Origin of the sequence: Ralstonia mannitolilytica (genome assembly GCF_000954135.1) — a bacterium.
In the GTDB taxonomy this organism is placed as follows: domain Bacteria; phylum Pseudomonadota; class Gammaproteobacteria; order Burkholderiales; family Burkholderiaceae; genus Ralstonia; species Ralstonia mannitolilytica.
In genome coordinates this window covers 1302971-1326465 of record NZ_CP010799.1, presented here as the reverse complement: position 1 = coordinate 1326465, position 23495 = coordinate 1302971, and the positions used below count along the sequence as shown (strand labels likewise).

Genomic DNA, 23495 nt, shown 5'->3' with positions numbered 1-23495 from the left:
CGGTGGCGTGCGTTATTGCGCGAGACGCGCCTTCAGTGTGGCCAGCACATCGGCCGGCGCCACGGCGGTGGCGGCCTCATCGCGGCGGCCCTGGAATTCCAGCTTGCCTTCCTTGAGGCCGCGGTCACCCACCACGACGCGGAACGGCACGCCGATCAGCTCCCAGTCGGCGAACATCGCGCCCGGGCGCTCGCCACGGTCATCCAGGATGACGTCGATGCCTGCGGCGACCAACTCTGCGTGCAGGCGGTCGGCCTCGGCGCGCACGGCGTCGGAGCGGTCATAGCCCACGGGACAGATCACGACCTGGAACGGCGCGATCGACGCCGGCCAGATGATGCCGCGCGCATCGTAGTTCTGCTCGATGGCCGCGCCGAGGATCCGCGTGATGCCGATGCCGTAGCAGCCCATCACCATGGGCTGGGTCTTGCCGTTCTCGTCGAGGAACGTGGCGTTCATCGCCTCCGAATACTTGGTGCCGAGCATGAAGACGTGGCCGACTTCAATGCCGCGGCAGATGGAGAGCGTGCCCTTGCCGTCCGGCGAAGGGTCGCCTTCCACGACGTTGCGCAGGTCGTAGACTTCCGGCTCGGGCAGGTCGCGGCCCCAGTTGGCACCGGTGTAGTGGTAATCCTCTTCGTTGGCACCGACGACGAAGTCGCTCATCACCGCCACGGTGCGGTCCGCCACCACCTTGACCGGGTGCTTGGTGCCGATGGGGCCCAGGTAACCGGGACGCGTGCCGAATGCACGCAGGATTTCGCCCTCGGTGGCGAAGCGGAAATCGGCCAGGCCCGGCACCTTCGATGCCTTCACCTCGTTGAGCTCGTGATCGCCGCGCAACAGCAGCAGCCAGATCTGCGGCTCGCCGCCATCCACGTCCGTCGCCAGCACGATCGACTTGACCGTGCGCGACAGCGGAATGCCCAGCTGTTCGGCCACCGCCTCGCACTTGGCGCGGCCAGGCGTGTGGGTCTTCGTGAGCACCTCCGTGGCGGCACCGCGGGGCGTGGCCGGCGCCACGGCCTCGGCGGCCTCGACGTTGGCGGCGTAGTCCGACGTCGGGCAGTACACGATGGCGTCTTCGCCCGTCTCGGCAATCACGTGGAATTCCTGCGAGCCCGAACCGCCGATGGCGCCGTTGTCGGCCGCCACCGCGCGGAACTCCAAGCCAAAACGCCGGAAGATGCGCATGTATGCGTCGAACATCTTCTGGTACGAGACCTTGAGCCCTTCCGCGTCGCGGTCGAAGGAGTACGCGTCCTTCATGGTGAATTCGCGGCCACGCATGACGCCGAAGCGCGGACGGCGCTCGTCACGGAACTTGGTCTGGATCTGGTAGAAGTTGACCGGCAACTGCTTGTACGAGCGGATCTCGGTGCGGGCGATGTCCGTGACCACCTCTTCCGAGGTCGGCTGGATGACGAAGTCGCGCTCGTGGCGGTCCTTGAAGCGCAGGAGCTCGTCGCCCATCTTGTCCCAGCGGCCAGTCTCCTGCCACAGCTCGCCCGGCTGCACGACCGGCATCAGCACTTCCACCGCGCCGGCGGCGTTCATTTCCTCACGCACGATCTGCTCGACCTTACGGATCACGCGCAGACCCACGGGCATATACGTATAGAGGCCCGCGCCGAGCTTCTTGATCATGCCGGCACGCATCATCAGCTTGTGCGAGACGATCTCCGCGTCGGCGGGCGCTTCCTTGAGAGTGGAAATGAAGAACTGGGACGCTTTCATGCGACTGACAATAAGGGATGGCGCGGCGAACCAAAGCCGCGAGAACAAGGGCAAAAGCCACCGGAATCAGGAGATGAGACGTGGCGTCGGCCGCACATTGGCGTGCTCGGCGCCCTCCCCCAGGAGGCGCGAGTGAGCGGCAACATTTCGGCTTCGGTGACAGCCGGGCCACGGGCCGCTCTATAATCGGCGTAATTCTAAAGTATTCGAGGTGCAGTCATGCTCGATCGTGAAGGCTTCCGCCCGAACGTCGGCATCATCCTCATCAACGCAAGAAACGAGGTGTTCTGGGGCAAGCGCATTGGCGAGCACTCCTGGCAGTTTCCACAAGGCGGCATCAAGTACGGCGAAACGCCCGAACAGGCGATGTACCGCGAACTGCACGAAGAAGTTGGCCTGCTGCCGGAACACGTCCGGATCGTCGGTCGCACGCGCGACTGGCTGCGGTATGAGGTGCCGGACAAGTTCATCCGCCGCGAGATCCGCGGCCACTATCGGGGCCAGAAACAGATCTGGTTCCTGCTGCGCATGGTCGGTCGCGACTGCGACATCCAGCTGCGCGCCACCGAGCATCCGGAGTTCGATGCCTGGCGGTGGAGCCAGTACTGGGTGCCGCTGGACGCCGTCATCGAGTTCAAGCGCGAGGTGTACCAGCTGGCGCTGTCGGAGCTGTCGCGCTTCGTGCAGCGGCAGAACCGTGCACCGCTGTCGCCCTACGGGCGCACGGGCCAGCACCGCGAGCGCGACGGCCGCGAGCGCCCCGGCGCCCAGGCAGGCCGCAGCGATCCACCTGGACGCGGACAGCGCCCGCAACCGGCGCTGACGACGGCCACGTCCACCACGGTCATCGTCGAAACGGTAAGCGTGCCCCTGCCGGGCCCCTCCTCCTCTCCCAACCCCGACGACACGGTTCCCAAGGACAATTCGTGACTCTGAAGACGACGACACGTGGAGCGCGACGCGCTCTCGTGCCGCTCGCGCTGGCGGCTGCGCTGGCGTTGGCGGCATGTGGCCACAACCGCACTGGCGATCTCGAAGACAGGCTGCTGCTGGACCCGTTCAATGACAAGCCGTTCAAGGAAGACGCTGTCACCTTCCCCGCTCCGCCGGTCGACCGCGATGCGGTGCCGTTTGAGGTCGGCGGCCGCAGCGATTCACCGCTGCGCTTTGCGATCGATCCGAAATCGGTGTCCATCGGCAAGGACAACGTGGTGCGCTACACGGTGCTGATCACCAGCCGGACCGGCGCGCGCAACGTCAACTACGAAGGCCTGCGCTGCGACACCGCCGAGCGCCGCATCTACGCGACGCTGCGCAACGACACCAACCAGTGGGTCGGCAATCGCGCCGTCGACATGAACGAAAGCGCCAACGCCGACTCCGCCAGCATGAACGCCTACAAGGCCGCCGGCGACTGGCAGCGCGTGGGCAACGGCGGGCCGACCGACTACGCCTCGGCCCTCATGCGCACGTACTTCTGCGACGTGCGCTCGGTGGCGGGAGACGGTCGGGCCTCTACGCTCGTGCGGCGGCTGAGCCAGTCCGGGCGCTATTACGGGCCCTGAGCAACACCGCGCATCCAAAGACAAAGGCCAACCCCTTGCGAGGTTGGCCTTGTTGTTTTGACCCGTCCGAGCGGGATCAGAGCAGCACGAGGTTGTCCCGGTGGACGAGCTCGGCCGCGCTGACATAACCCAGCACGGCTTCAATCTCGGAGGAAGCCTTGCGGGCAATCAGCCGCGCCTCGGCAGACGAATAGTTCGTCAGCCCGCGCGCCACTTCGCGCCCGGCCGCATCCACGCAAGAGATCACCTCCCCGCGTGCGAACTCACCCTGCACCTCGGTCACGCCGATCGGCAGCAGTGACTTGCCGCCCGCCGTGAGTTTTTCCACCGCGCCGGCATCGAGGACAACGCGTCCGCGCAGCTGCAGGTGGTCGATCATCCATTGCTTGCGCGCCGCCATGCGGCCCGTCTGGGCGCGCAACTGCGTGCCGATGGCCTCGCCGTTGGCCAGGCGCGCCAGCACGTTCTCTTCACGACCCGAGGCGATGATGGTGTGCGCGCCCGACTTGGCCGCGCGCTTGGCCGCCAGAATCTTCGTCAGCATGCCGCCCTTGCCGATGCTCGTGCCGGCACCGCCGGCCATCTGCTCCAGGTCGGGCGTACCGGCCTGCGCCTCGTCCACGAAGCGGGCGTTCGGATCCTTGCGCGGGTCGGCGGTATAGAGGCCGCGCTGGTCGGTCAGGATGATCAGCGCATCGCCTTCGATCAGGTTGGTGACGAGCGCGCCAAGCGTGTCGTTGTCGCCGAACTTGATTTCGTCGGTGACGACCGTGTCGTTCTCGTTGATGATGGGCACGACCCCCAGGCCCAGCAGCGTGAGCAGCGTGGAGCGCGCGTTGAGGTAGCGCTCGCGGTCGGCCAGGTCGCCATGCGTGAGCAGCACCTGCGCCGTGCGGATGCCGTGCCGCGCGAACTCCGATTCGTACACCTGCGCCAGGCCCATCTGCCCCACGGCGGCAGCGGCCTGCAGTTCGTGGATCTCCTTCGGACGCCTGGCCCAGCCCAGGCGCTGCATGCCTTCGGCAATCGCGCCGGAGCTGACCAGCACGACTTCCTTGCCGGCCGCGCGCAACGCTGCGATCTGCGCTGCCCAGCGTGCGATGGCAGCCTGGTCCAGGCCTCGTCCGTCATTGGTGACCAGACTGGAACCGACCTTGACGACAAGGCGGCGCGCATCGGCAATCAGCGAACGCAGGGCCATGGTGGCGTGTCTCCGAAGAATGTTGTGTTTATGCGTTGGTGTCGCCGTCGTGATCGACGTTGTGCAGCGTCGGATCGAGGCGCAGGTCGGGCGCGGCGGCGGCGGCGTCTTCTTCGGCGCGCAGTTCGTCCAGGTATTCCTGGATGGCGTGGACCAGCGCCTGCGTGCCATCGTGCGTGAGCGCCGAGATGCGGTGCACCGGCCCTTTCCATTTGAAGCGCTTCACGAAATCCTTCACGCGCGCTTCACGCTCTTCCTCGGGCACCATGTCGAGCTTGTTCAGCACCAGCCAGCGCGGCTTGTCGTACAGCTCGGCATCGTACTTCTTCAACTCGCCGACGATGGCCTTGGCCTCGGCCACCGGATCGACGCTCTCGTCGAACGGCGCCAGGTCGACCACGTGAAGCAGCAAGCGCGTGCGCTGCAGGTGGCGCAGGAACTGGTGCCCCAGGCCGGCGCCTTCTGCCGCGCCTTCGATCAGCCCGGGGATGTCCGCCACCACGAAGGACTTCGACGGACCCGTCCGCACCACGCCCAGGTTCGGGTGCAGCGTCGTGAACGGGTAATCGGCAATCTTCGGGCGCGCGTTGGAGATGGCGGTGATGAGCGTGGACTTGCCTGCATTGGGCATGCCGAGCAGCCCCACATCGGCGAGCACCTTCAGTTCGAGACGCAGGTTGCGGCGCTCGCCCGGCTTGCCGTCGGTCTTCTGGCGCGGCGCGCGATTGGTGCTCGACTTGAAGTGGATGTTGCCCCAGCCGCCCTCGCCACCGCGCGCCAGGCACAGGCGTTGCCCGTCGACCGTGAGGTCAGCGATCAGCTCGTCGGTATCGGCGTCATAAATGACCGTACCGACGGGCAGGCGCAGGGTGATGTCCTCGCCCGCGGCACCGTAGCAGTCCGAGCCACGGCCGTTCTCGCCGTTGCGCGCCTGGTGCTTCTTGGCAAAGCGGTAGTCGATCAGCGTATTGATGTTGCGGTCGGCCACCGCCCACACGCTGCCGCCGCGTCCACCGTCACCGCCGTCCGGCCCCCCGAACGGGACGAATTTCTCGCGGCGCATCGAGGCGCTGCCGTTGCCGCCGTCACCAGCGATCACTTCAATCCGGGCTTCGTCGATGAACTTCATGGAGGTCTCCGCCCGTGCGGCACACGCGCACGGCAGTAAGGGAAATGGAGCTAACAGAACGCGCCGGCCACATCGTACCGCCGGGCATCATCGGCCGCGTTTTGTTAGCGCCAGAAACGAAAAAGCCCCGCACGGGTGCGGGGCCTTTTGACTACAAGGCTGGATCAGGCCGCCGGAACAACGTCGACGAACTGCTTCTTGCCTTCGCCGCGGGTGGCGAACTTCACGTGGCCATCGACCAGCGCGAAGAGGGTGTGGTCCTTGCCCATGCCCACGTTCACGCCAGCGTGCGTGCGGGTGCCGCGTTGGCGAACGATGATGCCGCCAGCGTTGATGGCTTGGCCGCCGTACACCTTCACGCCCAGGCGCTTCGACTCGGAATCGCGGCCGTTCCGTGTGGAACCGCCGCCTTTTTTCTGTGCCATGACTGAACTCCTATCCGGTTACGTAGACGACGCGGCCTTAGGCCACGATCGAGTCGATACGCAACTCGGTGTAATTTTGACGATGCCCTTGGCGCTTTTGATAGTGCTTACGACGGCGCATCTTGAAGATGTGCACTTTGTCGTGACGACCGTGGGAGATGACGGTGGCTTTGACGGCAGCCCCGCTCACCAGCGGCGCACCAACCTTGAGTTGGTCGCCGGCGCCCACTGCGAGCACCTGGTCAAGCGTGATTTCTGCGCCAACGTCCGCCGGTATCTGTTCTACTTTCAGTTTTTCGCCAGCAGCAACCTTGTATTGCTTGCCGCCGGTTTTTACGACCGCGTACATTGTCGGACCTCGTTAAAGAACTAAACGTGACTCTGGTGCCACTCGCAGCCCGCCTGCGCAGACAACGGACACAGAGAACTCGCAACTATACAAGAAAAACCCAAGCAAATCAAAGACTAAAGCGTGCCGCCCGCACAACGGCCTGCCACGCCGCGCCCAGCTTGCCGGCATGCCGGCCAAACCGCCTGCTTGCTCTATAATCTCGCGGTTTTTGCGCCGCACGCCGCGCGCATGCCGACGATCCGCCACCGCATCCCGCTGGAACCCGCCTTGACCCAGACCTCCGCCTCCGTCCTGCTCGCCCCCGTCGCTGAAGACATGCGCGCCGTCGACGCCGTGATCCGCCGCCGCCTCGGCTCGGAGGTCGTGCTGATCAACCAGATCGGCGAGTACATCATCAGCGCCGGCGGCAAGCGCCTGCGTCCTGTGATCCTGCTGCTCGTCGCAAATGCGCTTGGCTACAAGGGCGAACATCACCACGAGCTGGCCGCGGTGGTCGAGTTCATCCATACCGCCACGCTGCTGCACGACGACGTGGTCGACGAATCGGACCTGCGCCGCGGCCGCAAGACGGCCAACGCCGTGTTTGGCAACGCCGCGAGCGTGCTGGTGGGGGACTTCCTCTATTCGCGCGCCTTCCAGATGATGGTGCAGGCCGACAGCATGCGCATCATGCAGATCCTGGCCGACGCCACAAACATCATTTCCGAAGGCGAGGTCTTGCAGCTGCTGAACATGCACGACCCCGACGTCACGGAAGAGCGCTACCTGCAGGTGATCCGCTACAAGACAGCCAAGCTCTTCGAGGCCGCCGCGCAGATCGGCGCGGTGCTCTCGGGCGCGGATGCCGCCACGGAAGAAGCCGCCGCGGAATACGGCCGCCGCATCGGCACCGCGTTCCAGATCGTCGACGACCTGCTCGACTACACCGCCACGGCCGACCAGATGGGCAAGAACGCGGGCGACGACCTGCGCGAGGGCAAGCCTACGCTGCCGCTGATCCATCTGCTGCGCAACGGCACCGAAGAACAGCGCACACTCGTACGCCAGGCCATCGAGCAGGGCGGCACCGAACATTTCGACGCCATCTTTAGCGCCATCCACGCTTCTGGCGCGCTCGACTACACGCGCCAGGCCGCCGAACGTGAAGCCGCTGCAGCCGAAACCGCAGCAAACGCATTGCCCCCTTCCCTTTTCCGCCAGACGCTGATAGACTTGTGTGCTTTCTCGCTGCAACGTCAGTCCTGACGCGCACGGGATCTGCGAAGAAGCATCGGGGTGTAGCTTAGCCTGGTAGAGCGCTACGTTCGGGACGTAGAGGCCGGAGGTTCGAATCCTCTCACCCCGACCAGTTTCTCGTATTCAAGTGGTTCCTGCGGCACGGTTTTCTGGCCTCGCCCGCACAGCAATTTCCCAGCATCCTTCGTATTCCCGCTCGGTGCCGCAGCGTATTTTGCCGTGCGCGCAGACACGGCTCCCGCCGCCGGCGCGGCAAACCCCTCTGCTATAGTGGGCGCTTCGTCGCCTCTCTTCTCCCGCTTTGGACTCTTGGCCGCTCTGGGCGCAACTCGGCGCTGTCGCGCTGCTGCTGTGCTGCTCCGCCTTCTTCTCGATTTCCGAAACCGCGATGATGGCGCTCAACCGCCATCGCCTGCGCCATCTTGCCAAGTCCAACGTCTCGGGCGCGCGCAACACGCAGCAGTTGCTGGGCCAGACCGACAAGCTGCTCTCGCTCATCCTCATCGGCAATAACCTGATCAACACGGCCGTGCCGGTGCTGATCGCGAACCTGGCGATCCACTACTTCGGCAACAGCGGGACAACGCTGTCGATCGCCACGGCTGTGGTCGCCTTCCTGATCATTGTCTTCTGCGAAATTGCGCCGAAGATCGTCGGTGCGACGTACCCCGAGCGGATCGCCTTTCCGGCCAGCTTCATCATCAAGCCGCTGATGAAGGTATCGACGCCGCTGGTCGTGGTGGTCAACGCGTTTGCCATGGGCGTGCTGCGGCTGGTGCGCATCAATACGAGCAAGGCGCCGGAGCAGCGCATGTCGCCCGAAGAGCTGCGCACGCTGGTACTGGAGTCGGGCAACTTCATTCCGCACAAGCACCGCAGCATCCTGCTGAACCTGTTCGATCTCGACGCGATCACCGTGGATGACGTGATGACGCCGCGCGCGCGCGTGGAATCGCTGGACCTGTCGCGCCCGATCGACGAGGTCATCCAGCAGCTCGAAACCTGCTATCACAACAAGCTGCCCGTATTCGAGCAGGACAGCGACCAGGTGATCGGCATCCTGCACGTGCGCAAGGCGCTGTCATTGCTCGGCCACACGGAACTGACGCACGACGACTTCCGCGGCCTGCTCGTCGAGCCGTATTTCGTGCCCAGCGGCACGCCGGTCTTCCGCCAGCTGCAATACTTCCAGGAGAACCGCCGCCGCATCGGCCTGATCGTCAACGAGTACGGCGACATGCTCGGGTTGGTCACGCTCGAAGACATCATCGAGGAGATGATCGGCGAATTCACCACCACGCTGCCGAACGCCGGCAAGCTTGCCTGGGACGCCCAGCACACGTACATGGCCGATGCCGGCATGTCGCTGCGCGACCTCAACCGGCGCCTGGGCCTGACGCTGCCCACGGACGGGCCGAAGACCCTCAACGGGCTGTTGCTCGAAGTGCTGGAGGAGATTCCCGAGGCGACGGTCAGTGTGAAGATCGCGGGGTGCGTGATGGACATCGTGCAGATGGACAGTCAGTCGATCCGCACGGTGAGGCTGCACCAGCCGCCGCCCACGAAGCGCAGCTGAAGCCACACGCGACGCCGGAAGCTTCAGTCCTGCCCCTTTCGTGCCGATGTGGCACAAATGCAAGCTGCGCCGGGCGGTGCGCTTTACAAATCCAGGCCCGGTGGGCAAACTGCCCCGATCCCGGGCACCACCCCCCACGAATGGGTGGGATGCCGGCTGCAGAACATAAAACAACTCGCCTAGGGGGGCGGGCACGCGTTGCGGCAGTGGGGCCCGGCGCGCGCTGAACATGGTCAGCCAGACGGATTCATGACTCTCGGACTCGCTCTAGCGCAGAGCCGGCGGATCGCGCCGACGTTACTCACCCAGCTCGAACAGAGCGCGCGTGAAAAGCGCACGCAACTGATCGACGAACTCGTGAGCAGCGGGATCATGAGCGCTCACGACCTTGCCGTCTTCGTGGCCAGCAAGTACCAGATGCCGCTGCTGGATCTGGCGCAGTACAAGCTGGATACGGTGCCGGCCGTGCTCACGGCCAACAAGCATTTCGCGCAACTGCGCCTGCTGCCGCTGGCCCGGCGCGAAAACCGGCTGATCGTTGCCACGTCCGACCCCAGCGACGCGCGTCCGATCGAAGAGTTGCGCCAGAAGATGAACGTGACGATCGAAACGGTCATCGTCGAGCACGACAAGCTGGTGCGCCAACTCAACCTGGCCAACGAAGCGCCGGCCGAGATCAAATCCCTCTTCCCCAAGCAGGAAGCCGTACAGATCGAATACGACCCGGGCGCCGCGGCGGCCACGCGCCGCACCACGGCCGACGGCATCGACGATGCCCCCGTCGTGCGCTTTCTGCAGAAGCTCTTTACCGAAGCCCTGCTGCGCGGTGCTTCCGACCTGCATTTCGAGCCGTTTGAAACGTTTTACCGCGTGCGCTTTCGCATCGACGGCGTGCTGATGCAGGTGGCCCAGCCGCCGCTGGACATCCGCGACAAGATCGCCACGCGCATCAAGGTGCTCTCGCGCCTGGACATTTCCGAGAAGCGCGTGCCGCAGGACGGCCGCATGAAGCTGCTGATCACCGTCCCGAAGGACCGCAAGGACAAGGACAACAAGGAGACGATCGATCGCGCCATCGACTTCCGGGTCTCGACGCTGCCGACGCTGTTCGGCGAGAAGATCGTGATCCGGATTTTGGAGTCGTCCACCGAGCGGCTCGATATCGACCAGCTCGGCTACGAGCCCGAGCAGAAACAGCTGCTGCTCGACGTGATCAAGCGGCCGTACGGCATGGTGCTGGTGACGGGGCCGACAGGCTCGGGGAAGACGGTGTCGCTGTACACCTTCCTCAACATGCTCAACACCGGCGACATCAACATTTCCACGGCAGAAGACCCGGCGGAAATCCAGTTGCCCGGCATCAACCAGGTCAACGTGAACGACAAGGCGGGGCTGACGTTCGCGGCGGCGCTCAAGTCGTTTTTGCGGCAGGATCCGGACATCATCATGGTGGGCGAAATCCGGGACCTGGAAACGGCCGATATCTCGATCAAGGCCGCGCAGACGGGCCACCTGGTGTTCTCCACGCTGCACACGAATGACGCTCCGACCACGCTCACGCGCCTGATGAACATGGGCGTGGCGCCGTTCAACATTGCGTCGTCGGTGCTGATGATCACGGCGCAGCGTCTGGCGCGCCGGCTGTGCAAGGACTGCAAGAAACCGGGGCCGCTGCCGAAGGAAACGCTGCTCGACGCCGGCTTTACCGAGGCCGACCTCGACGGCTCATGGCAACCGTATCACCCGGTCGGCTGCGAGACCTGCAACGGCAGCGGCTACAAGGGACGGGTCGGCATCTACCAGGTCATGCCGATTACCGAGGCGATCCAGGAGATCATCCTGACGCACGGCACGGCGCTGCAGATTGCCGAGCAGGCGCGCAAGGAAGGCGTACTGTCGCTGCGTGAAGCGGGCCTGAAGAAAGTGAAGCTGGGGCTGACTTCTCTCGAGGAAGTGCTGGCCACGACGAACCAATGACCTTCTCGATCAATCGTTCCCATACCGGGGGGTAGGAACCAACCATGGCCACACGAGCACCAGCCGCAAACCGCGCGGCCGCCGCGCCGGCACGCAAGACCGCCAAGACGAAGGCGCCCACGCAGTACATCTTCGAGTGGGAAGGCAAAGACCGCAAAGGCAAGATCTTCAAGGGTGAAATGCGCGCCGAGACCATCACCGAGGTCAACGCGATCCTGCGCAAGCAGGGGCTGTCGATCACCAAGTCCAAGCGCCGCCGTGCCGCGCGCGGCAAGAAGATCACGCCGAAGGACATCGCGTACTTCACGCGCCAGCTCTCAACCATGCTCAAGGCCGGCGTGCCGCTGCTGCAGTCGATCGACATCATCGCGCGCGGCCACGCGAACCCGAACTTCACGCAGCTGCTGACCGAGATCCGCATGGACATCGAGTCGGGCAGCAGCATGGCGCAGGCGTTCCGACGCCACCCCCGGTACTTCGACACGCTCTATTGCAACCTCATCGACGCCGGTGAGCAGGGCGGTATCCTCGATGCGCTGCTCGAGCGGCTGTCGCTGTACATGGAAAAGTCGATCGCGCTGAAGGCGCAGATCAAGTCGGCCATGATCTACCCGATCTCGGTGCTGACGGTGGCGTTCCTGGTGACGGTGGTGCTGATGATCTTCGTGGTGCCGGCGTTCAAGGGGGTGTTCTCGAGCTTCGGCGCCACGCTGCCCGCCCCGACGCTGGTGGTGATGAGCATCTCCGACTTCTTCGTGCAGTGGTGGTACTTCATCGTCTTCGTGCCGATCATCGGCATCGTCGCATTTGTCCGGGCATTCAAGCGATCGGAGAACGTGCAGCGCGCCACGCACCGGTGGATCCTGAAAATGCCGATCTTCGGCGACATCATCCGCAAGGCGACCATCGCGCGCTGGACGCGCACGCTGGCGACGATGTTCGCGGCCGGCACGCCGCTGGTGGAATCGATGGAATCCGTGGCAGGTGCTGCCGGCAACTGGGTCTATCACGACGCGACGATCGACATCCAGCAGGCGGTGCGCATCGGTACGAGCCTGACCAACGCCATGCAGGCCACCCACGTGTTCGACAACATGGTGCTGCAGATGACGCAGATCGGTGAAGAGTCCGGTGCGCTGGACAGCATGCTGCTGAAGGTGGCCGAGTTCTACGAGCGTGAAGTCGATGACGCCGTGGCGAATATCTCGGCGCTGATCGAGCCGATCATCATCGTGATCCTCGGCGTGCTGATCGGCGGCATGGTGGTGGCGATGTATCTGCCGATCTTCAAGCTGGGTCAGGTGGTTTGATGCCCGACATGTTTGTCATCTCCACGCTGGCGCAATTGCCGGCGTGGTTCGTGATCGGGTCCGGCGCGCTGGTCGGCCTGCTGGTCGGCAGCTTCCTCAACGTGGTGATTCACCGGCTCCCGCGCATGATCGAGCGCGAAGAAGCGAACTACATCGCTGAACTGCGCGAAGAACCACTGCCACACCCCGAGACCTACAACCTGGTCGTGCCGCGCTCGGCGTGCCCGTCGTGCGGCCACCAGATCAAGGCGCTCGAGAACGTCCCCGTCTTGAGCTGGCTCGCGCTGCGCGGCCGGTGCAGCGCATGCAAGACGCCTATCTCGTGGCGATACCCCGCCGTGGAATTCGTCACGGGCCTGCTGACCGCGGCTTGCCTGTGGCATTTTGGTCCGACCTGGGTGGCGGTGGCGTCGGCGGTGCTGCTGTGGTTCCTGATTGCCGGCACGATGATCGATGCCGACACCCAGCTGTTGCCCGACGCCATCACGCAGCCGCTGCTTTGGCTCGGCCTGGGGGTGAATCTGTTCGGCATGTTTGCGCACCTGGATGACGCCGTGATCGGGGCGATGGCCGGCTACCTCTTCCTGTGGTCCATCTACTGGGCCTACAAGCTGCTGCGCGGCCGCGAAGGCATGGGCTACGGCGACTTCAAGCTGATGGCCGCGCTCGGCGCGTGGTTCGGTTGGCAGGCGCTGCCGCTCCTGGTGCTGCTGTCCTCGGTGGTGGGCCTGGTTTTCGGGCTGGTGCGCATCGCGCGCGGCGCCAAGAGCGAATCGCCGTTCTCGTTCGGGCCGTTCATTGCAGGGGCCGGCGCGATCGCCCTGCTGGCCGGGCCGCAGTTGCTCGTGATGGCCGGGTTCGGGCCGCTGCTCGGGCCGTAAGAGGCAGCCATCATGCGCGTGATCGGCCTCACCGGCGGCATCGGCAGCGGCAAGAGCTACGTGGCGGACCGCCTCGCCGATCGCGGCGCCGCCATCGTCGATACCGACGCCATCGCGCACGAGATCACCGCGCCGGGCGGCGCCGCCATCCCCAAACTGGTCGAAACCTTCGGTGCCGGCATCCTGCGCGCCGACGGAGCCATGGACCGCGACGCCATGCGCGCGCTGGCCTTTTCCGATGCGACGGCCAAGGCGCGGCTCGAGCAGATCACGCATCCGCTCATCCGCGAGATTGCGTTGTCGCGCGGGGCCGCGGCACAGGCGTTTGGGGCCAGCCCATACCTCGTCTACGTGGTGCCGCTGCTGGTGGAATCCCTCGCCGGGCCGCAAAGCTGGCGCAAACTCGTCGACCGCATCCTGGTGGTCGATTGCCCCGTGGAAACGCAGATCGCACGGGTCATGGCCCGCAATGGGCTGCCGCGCGTGCAGGTGGAAGCCATCGTCGCACGCCAGGCTCCGCGAGAAGCGCGCCTGGCCGCGGCCGACGACGTGATCGACAACAGCGGCACGCTCGACGACCTCACCCCCCAGATCGACCGTCTGGACCAAGCCTACCGGTCGAGCTGAAGCCGCCGGAAAGCGCCTGTCACAGTCCTTTGCATTGTGATGCGCGAGGGTCTCGCATAGAATGCGGGCAGATTGAAGCCAAACGGGCTTCAGGGCCGCATATGCCAGCCGGCCAGCAAACCGGGCACCCAGTTTTGATCCTGTACGAATATCCCTTCAACGAACGCATTCGGACGCTGCTGCGCCTCGAAGACCTGTTCGAGCGTCTGGATTTCTTTCTCGTGCAGGAACACCCGCTGCAGCACCATGTGGCGCTGACCACGCTGTTCGAGATCGTCGACGTGGCAGGCCGCGCGGATCTCAAGTCCGACCTGCTCAAGGAGCTGGACCGCCAGCGCCAGACGCTGACCGCCCTGCGCGCCAATCCGCAGATCGACCAGGATGCCCTCGACAGCGTCATCAGCGAGCTCGAAACCGCCTCGGGCAACCTCACCGCCACGCAGGGCAAGGCCGGCCAGCTCATCGCCGACAACGAATGGCTGACGAGCATCCGCAGCCGCACCATCATCCCGGGCGGCACGTGCGAGTTCGACCTGCCGGCGTATTTTGCATGGCAGCATCATCCGGCCGAGCGCCGCCGCACCGACATCATCAAATGGGCCCAACCGCTGGTGCCACTGCGCGACGCCACGATGATCGTGCTGCGCCTGCTGCGCGAATCGGGCCAGAGTGGCAAGGTCATTGCTAACGCAGGTAGCTATCAGCAGATGCTGTCGGGCCGCGTGTACCAGCTCATGCAGGTGCGCCTGGATGATGCGGCGCTGGGCTTCATTCCCGAGATCAGCGCCAACAAGTACATGCTTTGGGTACGCTTCACCCAGCAGGATGGCGACCTGCGACCCAAGCCGGTCGACGCGGATATCCCGTTCCAGCTCAAGCTCTGTAATTTCTAGCCTTTGCGATGAACGTGAAGACCGTCAAATGCCCGACCTGCGGCAAGCCGGTGCCATGGGTGCCGGAAAGCCGCTACCGCCCGTTCTGCTCCGAGCGCTGCAAGCAGATCGACTTGGGCGCCTGGGCGGCCGAGCAGTACACGATTCCCGTGGTGGAAGACGACGACTTGCCGCCCGACGCTCCGGGCGGCGATACGACCAGCAAGCTCAACTAGCGGTCAACTGGCGCTCGCTTCCTCGCGCATCCATTCGAAGACGGGCAGTGTGGCCGGCAGCACCGGCTCGACGCTGACCGGCAGCGTCTGCCACGCAAAGTCCTGCCCTTCCAGCGCCCGCAACGTCCCTTCCCACGCCGTCACCTTGCAGAAGTGCAGCCGCACATAGGCGTGCGGATAGTCGTGTTCGATCGTGCGCCAGGGCTCGCATGTGCGCAGGGTGATGTCGAGCTCTTCCTTCAGTTCCCGCGTGAGAGCGGCTTCCACCGACTCGCCCGACTCCAGCTTGCCGCCAGGGAATTCCCAGTAGCCTGCATACGGCTTGCCTTCGGGGCGCTGGGCCAGCAGGAAGCGGCCGTCCGGCTGCACCAGCACGCCCACGGCCACTTCGGTGATCTTGCGGCCGTCCGGCGTGTGCGTGGGCGGCACTTGCGTCAGGTTGTCAGTCGACATGCTGGCGCCCGTGCTTGCCGCCCCAGTCGCGGGCGAATTGCCAGGCCACACGGCCCGAGCGCGAACCGCGTTCGAGCGCCCACACCAGCGCCTCGCCCCGTGCAGCGGCGATGTCCTCGTCGCTGCAGCCGAAATGCTTGAGCCAGTGGCCCACGATGGTCAGGTACTCGTCCTGCTTCGGCGGGTAGAACGACAGCCACAGGCCGAAGCGCTCGGACAGCGAAATCTTCTCTTCCACCACCTCGCCCGGATGGATTTCACCGTCCGAGGTGTGCTGGTAGGTCTCGTTGTCCTTCATGTACTCGGGCAGCAGGTGGCGCCGGTTCGAGGTGGCGTAGATCAGCACGTTGTCCGACTGCGCCGCCACCGAGCCGTCCAGCGCCGACTTCAGCGCCTTGTAGCCCGATTCACCGTCCTCGAACGAGAGGTCGTCGCAGAAGATCGCGAAGCGCTCGGGGCGCGAGGCTAAGCGCTCGACGATGTCGCCGAGGTCAGCCAGGTCGTCCTTGTCGACTTCGACCAGGCGCAGGCCTTCGTTCACGAATTCGTTCAGGCACGCCTTGATGAGCGACGACTTGCCCGTGCCGCGCGCCCCCGTGAGCAGCACGTTGTTGGCCGGCAGCCTGCGCACGAACTGGCGCGTGTTGGCGACGATGGCGGCCTTCTGGCGCTCGATGTTGTGCAGGTCGCTCAGATGGATCGGCGGCAGCTGGCGGACCGGCGCGAGGTAGCCGATGTTGCCGAACAGGCTCTGGCGCTTGCGCCAGCGAAAGGCCACGGCCTCGTTCCAGTCGGCTTCGGTCAGTTCGGGAGGCAGCCACTGCTCGAGCCGTCCGAGAAAGCGGTCGAGCCGTGCGGAAAGATCGGACGACATCAGCACGGGCCTCCGGTCAGGAGCGGTAATCCGCGTTGATCGACACGTAGTCGTGCGAGAAGTCGCACGTCCACACCGTGGCAGCAGCGTCACCGCGACCGAGCGCGATGCGCACGGTGATCTCGGCCTGCTTCATCACGCGCTGGCCGTCTTCTTCGCGGTAGTCGGGGTTGCGCCCGCCGTCACGCGCGACCCATACATCGTCGAGCCACAGGTTGACGCCGTTGACGTCGAGGTCCGTCACGCCGGCATAACCGACGGCGGCCAGGATGCGGCCCAGGTTCGGGTCCGATGCGTAGAACGCGGTCTTGACCAGCGGCGAATGCGCCACCGCATACGCGATCTGGCGGCATTCTTCGACATGGCGCCCGCCTTCCACGCGGATGGTCATGAACTTGGTTGCGCCCTCGCCGTCGCGCACGATCTTCTGCGCCAGCTCCTGGGCGAGGCCGGTCAGCGCATCGCGCAAGGCAGCGTAGTCGGGGTGGGATTCGGAATCGATGCGCGGCGTGCCGGCACGGCCGGTGGCGATGACGACGAACGAATCGTTGGTCGACGTATCGCCATCCACCGTCACGCTGTTGAACGAGTGATCCGCCGCGTGGCGCACGAGGCCTTGCAGCACGGCTTCATCCACGTTGGCGTCGGTGGCGATGAAGCCGAGCATGGTGGCCATGTTCGGGCGGATCATGCCGGCGCCCTTGCTGATGCCCGACAGGCGGACGGTCTTGCCCGACAGCGTGCACGTTGCCGAGGCCGCCTTCGGTACGGTGTCGGTGGTCATGATGGCCTCCGCGGCGGCCAGCCAGTTGTCCGGCTTCGCGTTGGCCTGCGCGGCAGGCAGCCCTGCGATGATGCGATCGACCGGCAGCGGCTCGAGGATCACGCCGGTCGAGAACGGCAGCACCTGCTCGGGCGATACGCCGAGCAGCCTGGCGACGGCATCACAGGTCTGGCGCGCATGCGCGAGGCCGGGCGCGCCGGTGCCCGCGTTGGCGTTGCCGGTGTTCACCACGATGGCACGGGTGCTCTTGCCGCTCGCCAGATGCTCGCGGCACACCTGGACGGGCGCCGCGCAGAAGCGGTTCTGCGTGAAGACGCCGGCCACGCTCGAGCCCTCTGCAATGCGGACCAGCAGCACGTCCTTGCGATTGGCCTTGCGTACACCGGCCTCGGCCCAGCCCAGGTCCACGCCATCGATCGGCAAGAGGGAGTCGGCAGCGGGCGCGACGAGATTCACAGCCATGGACACACCTTTCAAATGAGGATGCCCGCATCGCGGGCATCGTGAATCAACAGAAAACGGAATGCGCCGCGCACACGGCGCGGTCGATCACATCAGACCAGCTTGCCGTGGCACTGCTTGTACTTCTTGCCCGAGCCGCACGGGCACGGGTCGTTGCGGCCGACCTTCGGCACCTCGCCTGCCAGGGCCGCAGCGGCGGCGGAGGCCGCGGAGCGCGGGGCCGCCATTGCCGGCGTGGCGCCATGAATCTCGGCATCGCCGGCGGCCACTTCGGCCAGCTCGTTGAACTCGTCATGCTTGTACTGCACGTTGCTCAACGCGGACAGGTCTTCCTCGATCTGCTCCGAAGCCTGCTCCAGTTCTTCCTGCGACTGGATGCGCACCGTAAAGATGATGCGGGTGACTTCGTTGCGGATCGTGTCGAGCAGGCGGCCGAACAGCTCGAACGACTCGCGCTTGTATTCCTGCTTCGGATCCTTCTGCGCATAGCCGCGCAGGTGGATGCCCTGGCGCAGCATGTCGAGCGCGGCCAAGTGCTCGCGCCAGTGCGTATCAAGGCTCTGCAGCATCACCGAGCGCTCAAAGCCGGCAAAAGACTCGCGGCCAACCTGCGCGACCTTGCCTTCGTACACGGCTTCGGCGGCGTCCAGCACCATCTTCAGCAGGTCTTCGTCTTCGATCGACTGGGCCGCTTCCAGCGTCTTCACCAGCGGCTGATCGACGCCCCAGTCTTCGCGCAGCGTCTTCTCCAGACCGGCGACATCCCACTGCTCTTCCATGGTCTCGGCCGGCACATACGTGCGGAAGAGTTCCGTGAACACGGACTCGCGCAGGTTCTTGACGAGCTCACCCACATCCTGCGCTTCGAGAATCTCGTTACGCAGCTTGTAGATTTCCTTGCGCTGGTCGTTGGCAACGTCGTCGTATTGCAGCAGCTGCTTGCGGATGTCGAAGTTGCGGCCTTCCACCTTGCGCTGCGCCGATTCGATCGAGCGCGTGACGATGCCGGCTTCGATCGGCTCGCCCTCGGGCATCTTCAGGCGGTCCATGATGGCGCGCACGCGGTCGCCCGCGAAAATGCGCAGCAGCTGATCGTCCAGCGACAGATAGAAGCGCGACGAACCCGGGTCACCCTGGCGGCCGGCACGGCCACGGAGCTGGTTGTCGATCCGGCGCGACTCATGGCGCTCGGTGCCGATGATGTGCAGGCCGCCAGCAGCCTTCACCTGCTCGTGCAGCGATTGCCACTCATCCTGCAGCTGCTTCACGCGCGCCGCCTTTTCTTCGTCGGAAAGCGATGCGTCGGCCATCACGAAGCCGGCTTGCTTCTCCACGTTGCCGCCCAGCACGATGTCGGTGCCGCGGCCCGCCATGTTGGTGGCAATGGTGATCATCTTGGGCCGGCCGGCCTGCGCGATGATCTCCGCCTCACGCGCGTGCTGCTTGGCGTTGAGCACCTGGTGCGGCAGCTTGGCCTGCGTGAGCAGGTTCGACAGCAGCTCGGAGTTTTCGATGGAGGTCGTGCCGACCAGCACCGGCTGACCGCGCTCGTAGCAGTCGCGGATATCCCGGATGACGGCGTCGTAACGCTCCTTCGAGGTCTTGTAGATCTGGTCCTGCAAGTCCTTGCGCTGCGGCGGACGGTTGGTCGGGATCACCACCGTTTCCAGGCCGTAGATCTCCTGGAATTCGTACGCTTCCGTATCCGCCGTGCCCGTCATGCCGGCCAGCTTGCCGTACATGCGGAAGTAGTTCTGGAACGTGATGGTCGCCAGCGTCTGGTTTTCCTGCTGGATCTGCACGCCTTCCTTGGCTTCCACGGCCTGGTGCAGGCCGTCGGACCATCGGCGGCCCGTCATCAGGCGGCCGGTGAATTCATCGACGATCACCACTTCGCCGTTCTGCACCACGTAGTGCTGGTCGCGGAAGAACAGGCTGTGCGCGCGCAGGGCGGCATACAGGTGGTGCATCAGCGTGATGTTCTGCGGCGCGTAGAGCGATTCGCCCTCGCCGATCAGGCCCGCCTGCAGCAGGATCTGCTCGGCCTTCTCGTGGCCCGACTCGGTCAGGTAGACCTGATGCGATTTTTCGTCGACGTAGTAGTCGCCCGGCTTCTCGACGCCCGTGCCATCCGCCTTCTCTTCGCCGATCTGGCGTGTCAGCTGCGCCGGGATGCTGTTCATGCGACGGTACAGGTCAGTATGGTCTTCGGCCTGGCCCGAGATGATCAGCGGCGTACGCGCTTCGTCGATCAGGATCGAATCCACCTCGTCGACGATGGCGTAGTTGAGCGGACGCTGCACGCGCTGGCCGGCGTCGTAGACCATGTTGTCGCGCAGGTAGTCGAAGCCGAACTCGTTGTTCGTGCCGTAGGTGATGTCCGCCGCGTAGGCAGCCTGCTTCTGGTCGTGGTCCATGGTGGTCAGGTTGACCCCCACCGACAGGCCCAGCCAGTTGTACAGGCGGCCCATCCACTCGGCGTCGCGCTGGGCGAGGTAGTCATTGACCGTGACGACGTGCACGCCCTGGCCGGAGATGGCGTTCAGGTACACCGGCAGCGTGGCGGTCAGCGTCTTGCCTTCACCCGTGCGCATTTCGGCGATCTTGCCGTCGTGCAGCACCATGCCGCCGATCAGTTGGACGTCGAAGTGCCGCATCTTCATCACGCGCTTGCTGGCCTCGCGGCACACGGCAAACGCTTCGGGCAACAGCGCATCCAGCGTCTCGCCCTTGGCAAAACGTTGGCGGAATTCTTCGGTCTTGGCCTGCAGTTCGGCATCGGAAAGCGCTTCGAACTTGGGCTCGAGCGCATTGATCTGCGCCACCTTGCGGCGGTACTGTTTGATCAGCCGCTCATTGCGGCTGCCGAAAATCTTCTTGAGAAGGCCCGTGATCATCGATGGCGAGGGCCGGCGAGCCACCCGAAACCGCTTCGCGAAATACCGCGAAACCAGGCAGCGCAACGGCCCGAAAAGGGTTGGCGCAAAGGCGGGAGTTTAGCATGTGCACAACACCCGCTTGATGGCGGGAGGCCGGCCCGATGTGGCAGGAACGCCGCACTTTGGTGCAGCGTCCACCGCGCCGGACCGGCACACAATCACGCTGAATTGGGGACGGGCGCCCCCGATTGCAACCCGGGCCCGATCAGTGGCCCGCAGCCGCCATGCTCTTGCCGATATCGGCGGCCGCCACGGATGGCGCCGGCGCCTTGTTGACTGCCATCTTCGGCTGACCGGCGTTTTCCAGGAACGCCACCGGATTCTGCGGCACGTCGTTGACGTGCACCTCGAAATGCAGGTGCGGGCCCGTTGCGCGGCCCGTGCGGCCGATCAGCGCGATGCGCTCGCCGGCCTTGACGATGTCACCGACCTTGACGAACACCTTCGACGCATGCGCGTAGCGCGTCTTCAGGCCGTTGCCGTGGTCGATGTCGATCATGTTGCCGTATTCGTGATGGAACTCGCTGGCCACCACCACCCCGCCGGCGGCCGCCACGATCGGCGTACCGACCGGGCCGACGAAGTCCACGCCATCATGCTGCGTGCGCCGGCCGGTGAACGGATCGATCCGCACACCAAAGCCGGACGAGTCGTAGCCCGTGGCGACCGGGCGTACGGTCGGCATCAGCTTGGCGTGGATCTGGCGGTCCATCAGGGTGCTTTCGAGCACACTGAGGTAGTCGTTGCGCTGATCGGCCGAGCGCGTCAGCCGATCCAGCTCCGACTGGATCTCGGGCATCGACATCGGCCGGGAGAACGCGCCCTCCGGACCACCGCGGCCCGGCTGCGACTTGAAGTTGAATTCGCGCGGCGGCACCCCGGCCAGACCCGACACGCGGGCGCCCAGCGCATCGAGGCGCGCGATCTGCGCCTGCATCTCGCCGATGCGCGCGGCCATGAGGTTGAGGTTTTCGCGGGTGATGCGCGGGTCCGCACCGGCCGGGGCCGAAGCGCTGGCTCCGGGCAGCAGGCCCTGCTTGGCAGCCAGCCATGTTCCGCCGACAGACAGCGCCGCCACGGTCAGCAGTGCCGCCCCAATGGCCACGAAGACCCCGCGTCGCGACAGGTGCACCGCGCCCGCCTTGCGCGGATGAATCAGGATGATCTGCATTGCTCTTTTCCGGACAAAAAAGCCGCCCGACGACACGAAAGCGCGGTCAGGCGCCCTACAATGCCGGCATGCGAATCTTCGTTCATCCCGCTCTCAAGACACCCGTGGCAAAACCGGTCCAGGACTGGCTCTCGGGTGCCGGTTCGGTCGGCCCGCTGATGCAGGCGGCCAGACAATTGGCGTCGTTGGAAGCGGAGGTGTTGTCGCTGTTGCCGCCCGGACTGGGCGGCGGCGTGGCCATCGGCGGTATCAAGAACGATGCACGCGACAGCCGGGAAGCGACTCTGGTGTTGCTCGCCGCACATAGTGCGGCAGCGGCGCGCCTACGGCAGGTGGTGCCCACCTTGCTGGAGCGTCTGCAGCGCCGGGGATCGCAGATTACCGCAATTCGGGTGCGGGTACAACCGCAGGGGGGCCGGGACAGTTTATGGCCACAAGAGACCGAAAAGCCGCCTAAACGCGCCAAGATGACCGCAGTTGGGCTCAACAGCCTGGCGGCCCTGGCGAACGAGCTGCCCGACTCCCCCCTGCGACAGGCGCTGGCCGAGATGGTCGCGCGGCATACCGCGTCCAAATAGAAAAGCGCCCCGCAGGGCGCTTTATTTTCGTCGTCGCGACCGCAGTGGATCAGGAGAACGCCGGTTGCAACTGCGGCAGGAACGCGCGCGGCGCCTCTTCCGCCTTGTCGAACGTCACGATCTCATAGGCGGTTTCGTCGGCCAGCAGCGCGCGCAGCAGCGCATTGTTCAACCCGTGCCCCGACTTGTGCGCCGTGTACGCCGCGATCAGCGGATGGCCGACCACGTACAGATCGCCGATCGCATCAAGGATCTTGTGGCGGACGAACTCGTCGCCGTAGCGCAGCTCATCGTTGTTGAGCATGCGGTGCTCGTCGAGCACGATGGCATTGTCCAGACTACCGCCGCGTGCCAGACCGACCTCGCGCAGCATCTCGACTTCGTGCGCAAAGCCGAACGTACGAGCGCGGGCGATTTCACGCGTGTAGCTCGTGTCGGCAAAGTCGATTTCGAACGTCTGGCCGGTCTTGTCGACGGCGGGGTGGCGAAACTCGATCGTGAACGACAGCTTGAAGCCGAAGTACGGGTCGAGCCGGGCGAGCTTGTCGCCGTCACGGATTTCGACGGGCTTGGTCACGCGGATGAAGCGCTTGGCCGCCCCCTGCTCCTCGATACCGGCCGACTGCAGCAGGAACACAAACGAGGCCGCGCTGCCGTCCATGATTGGGATTTCCTCCGCGTCGACATCCACGTACAGGTTGTCGATGCCGAGGCCGGCACAGGCCGACATCAAGTGTTCGACGGTCGACACGCGGGCGCCGTCCTTCTGCAGCACGGAAGCGAGGCGCGTATCGCCGATGGCGCTGGCGGTGGCGGGAATCTCGACGGCCGGGTCCAGGTCCACGCGCGTGAAAACGATGCCGGTGCCTGCGGCTGCCGGGCGCAACGTCAACGTCACCTTGCGGCCCGAGTGCAACCCGATGCCGACGGTCTTGACGAGGGACTTGATGGTGCGTTGTTTCAACATGGCCGCCCTCAACTCACGAAATTTCTACGATTGTTTTTATCTATGCAGTCCGCATAGGTGATAACCCTAAGCATACCATTTTCACATCCCTGCCTTCAAAACGACTTTTGTATCGGGATGTTAGGCGTGCACGCAGGCCTCTC

At 65.0% G+C, this 23495-nt stretch carries 22 protein-coding genes and 1 tRNA gene; 12 read left to right on the top strand and 11 right to left on the bottom strand.

Going from position 1 to position 23495, the window contains the following annotated elements; translation table 11 throughout:
- Positions 1 to 12: 12 nt before the first annotated feature.
- Positions 13 to 1737, bottom strand: a complete 1725-nt coding sequence (locus tag TK49_RS06320; protein WP_045785950.1) for a proline--tRNA ligase — start codon at positions 1735 to 1737, stop codon at positions 13 to 15.
- A 219-nt stretch (positions 1738 to 1956) separates the two neighbouring features.
- Between TK49_RS06320 and TK49_RS06315 the strand changes: the two genes are divergently transcribed.
- Entirely contained in the window at positions 1957 to 2667 is a 711-nt protein-coding gene (locus tag TK49_RS06315; protein WP_045785949.1) for an RNA pyrophosphohydrolase, read from the top strand.
- Positions 2664 to 3302: a CNP1-like family protein gene (locus TK49_RS06310; RefSeq protein ID WP_045785948.1), complete on the top strand. Its 639-nt coding sequence runs from the start codon at positions 2664 to 2666 to the stop codon at positions 3300 to 3302. Before TK49_RS06315 ends, TK49_RS06310 begins: the two co-directional genes overlap by 4 nt.
- Positions 3303 to 3378: 76 nt before the next feature.
- On the opposite strand, the gene proB is transcribed toward TK49_RS06310, so the two are convergent.
- The 4 genes from proB to rplU form a co-directional block, all read right to left on the bottom strand.
- Positions 3379 to 4503 carry a glutamate 5-kinase gene (proB, locus tag TK49_RS06305; RefSeq protein WP_180964244.1) on the bottom strand — a complete coding sequence of 375 codons (1125 nt, stop codon included), beginning with the start codon at positions 4501 to 4503 and terminating at the stop codon, positions 3379 to 3381.
- A gap of 28 nt (positions 4504 to 4531) precedes the next feature.
- A complete protein-coding gene (gene obgE / locus TK49_RS06300; RefSeq protein ID WP_045785947.1) occupies positions 4532 to 5632 on the bottom strand; it encodes a GTPase ObgE in 1101 nt (366 codons plus the stop codon).
- A 164-nt stretch (positions 5633 to 5796) separates the two neighbouring features.
- Entirely contained in the window at positions 5797 to 6057 is a 261-nt protein-coding gene (gene rpmA / locus TK49_RS06295) for a 50S ribosomal protein L27 (RefSeq protein WP_009241587.1), read from the bottom strand.
- 37 nt (positions 6058 to 6094) lie between these two features.
- A complete protein-coding gene (gene rplU, locus TK49_RS24035; RefSeq protein ID WP_004633023.1) occupies positions 6095 to 6406 on the bottom strand; it encodes a 50S ribosomal protein L21 in 312 nt (103 codons plus the stop codon).
- A gap of 318 nt (positions 6407 to 6724) precedes the next feature.
- Between rplU and ispB the strand changes: the two genes are divergently transcribed.
- From ispB to yacG, 9 genes are all read left to right on the top strand, one after another.
- A complete protein-coding gene (gene ispB / locus TK49_RS06285; RefSeq protein WP_045787773.1) occupies positions 6725 to 7654 on the top strand; it encodes an octaprenyl diphosphate synthase in 930 nt (309 codons plus the stop codon).
- A gap of 26 nt (positions 7655 to 7680) precedes the next feature.
- Positions 7681 to 7757, top strand: a tRNA-Pro gene (locus tag TK49_RS06280).
- 189 nt (positions 7758 to 7946) lie between these two features.
- Complete coding sequence (locus TK49_RS06275; RefSeq protein ID WP_045785945.1) at positions 7947 to 9221, top strand: HlyC/CorC family transporter; 1275 nt, start codon at positions 7947 to 7949, stop codon at positions 9219 to 9221.
- Between the two features lie 249 nt (positions 9222 to 9470).
- Complete coding sequence (pilB, locus tag TK49_RS06270) at positions 9471 to 11198, top strand: type IV-A pilus assembly ATPase PilB (RefSeq protein WP_045785944.1); 1728 nt, start codon at positions 9471 to 9473, stop codon at positions 11196 to 11198.
- Positions 11199 to 11242: 44 nt separating this feature from the next.
- Positions 11243 to 12508, top strand: a complete 1266-nt coding sequence (locus TK49_RS06265) for a type II secretion system F family protein (RefSeq protein ID WP_045785943.1) — start codon at positions 11243 to 11245, stop codon at positions 12506 to 12508.
- Positions 12508 to 13389, top strand: a complete 882-nt coding sequence (locus tag TK49_RS06260; protein ID WP_045785942.1) for a prepilin peptidase — start codon at positions 12508 to 12510, stop codon at positions 13387 to 13389. Before TK49_RS06265 ends, TK49_RS06260 begins: the two co-directional genes overlap by 1 nt.
- 12 nt (positions 13390 to 13401) lie before the next feature.
- The gene (coaE, locus tag TK49_RS06255; RefSeq protein WP_045785941.1) at positions 13402 to 14016 is read left to right on the top strand and encodes a dephospho-CoA kinase; all 615 of its coding nucleotides are present in this window, start codon (positions 13402 to 13404) and stop codon (positions 14014 to 14016) included.
- 134 nt (positions 14017 to 14150) lie between these two features.
- Positions 14151 to 14909, top strand: coding sequence for a cell division protein ZapD (gene zapD, locus TK49_RS06250; protein WP_045785940.1), 759 nt, complete (start codon positions 14151 to 14153; stop codon positions 14907 to 14909).
- 8 nt (positions 14910 to 14917) lie between these two features.
- Positions 14918 to 15124 (top strand): DNA gyrase inhibitor YacG, encoded by a 207-nt coding sequence (gene yacG, locus TK49_RS06245; RefSeq protein ID WP_045785939.1) that lies wholly within the window; start codon positions 14918 to 14920, stop codon positions 15122 to 15124.
- 3 nt (positions 15125 to 15127) lie between these two features.
- Here the strand turns inward: yacG and TK49_RS06240 are convergent, their stop codons facing one another.
- From TK49_RS06240 to TK49_RS06220, 5 genes are all read right to left on the bottom strand, one after another.
- Positions 15128 to 15577, bottom strand: coding sequence for an NUDIX domain-containing protein (locus tag TK49_RS06240; RefSeq protein ID WP_045785938.1), 450 nt, complete (start codon positions 15575 to 15577; stop codon positions 15128 to 15130).
- On the bottom strand, positions 15567 to 16451 hold the full coding sequence (locus TK49_RS06235) for an ATP-binding protein (RefSeq protein ID WP_045785937.1): 885 nt from the start codon (positions 16449 to 16451) through the stop codon (positions 15567 to 15569). Before TK49_RS06235 ends, TK49_RS06240 begins: the two co-directional genes overlap by 11 nt.
- A gap of 16 nt (positions 16452 to 16467) precedes the next feature.
- Entirely contained in the window at positions 16468 to 17697 is a 1230-nt protein-coding gene (gene argJ / locus TK49_RS06230) for a bifunctional glutamate N-acetyltransferase/amino-acid acetyltransferase ArgJ (protein ID WP_045785936.1), read from the bottom strand.
- Between the two features lie 92 nt (positions 17698 to 17789).
- A complete protein-coding gene (gene secA, locus TK49_RS06225) occupies positions 17790 to 20594 on the bottom strand; it encodes a preprotein translocase subunit SecA (RefSeq protein WP_045785935.1) in 2805 nt (934 codons plus the stop codon).
- A gap of 247 nt (positions 20595 to 20841) precedes the next feature.
- Positions 20842 to 21807 (bottom strand): M23 family metallopeptidase, encoded by a 966-nt coding sequence (locus tag TK49_RS06220; protein WP_045785934.1) that lies wholly within the window; start codon positions 21805 to 21807, stop codon positions 20842 to 20844.
- 68 nt (positions 21808 to 21875) lie between these two features.
- Between TK49_RS06220 and TK49_RS06215 the strand changes: the two genes are divergently transcribed.
- On the top strand, positions 21876 to 22385 hold the full coding sequence (locus TK49_RS06215) for a DciA family protein (protein ID WP_045785933.1): 510 nt from the start codon (positions 21876 to 21878) through the stop codon (positions 22383 to 22385).
- A gap of 49 nt (positions 22386 to 22434) precedes the next feature.
- Here TK49_RS06215 and lpxC read toward each other — a convergent pair whose 3' ends face one another.
- Entirely contained in the window at positions 22435 to 23352 is a 918-nt protein-coding gene (gene lpxC / locus TK49_RS06210; protein WP_045785932.1) for a UDP-3-O-acyl-N-acetylglucosamine deacetylase, read from the bottom strand.
- Positions 23353 to 23495: the final 143 nt, after the last annotated feature.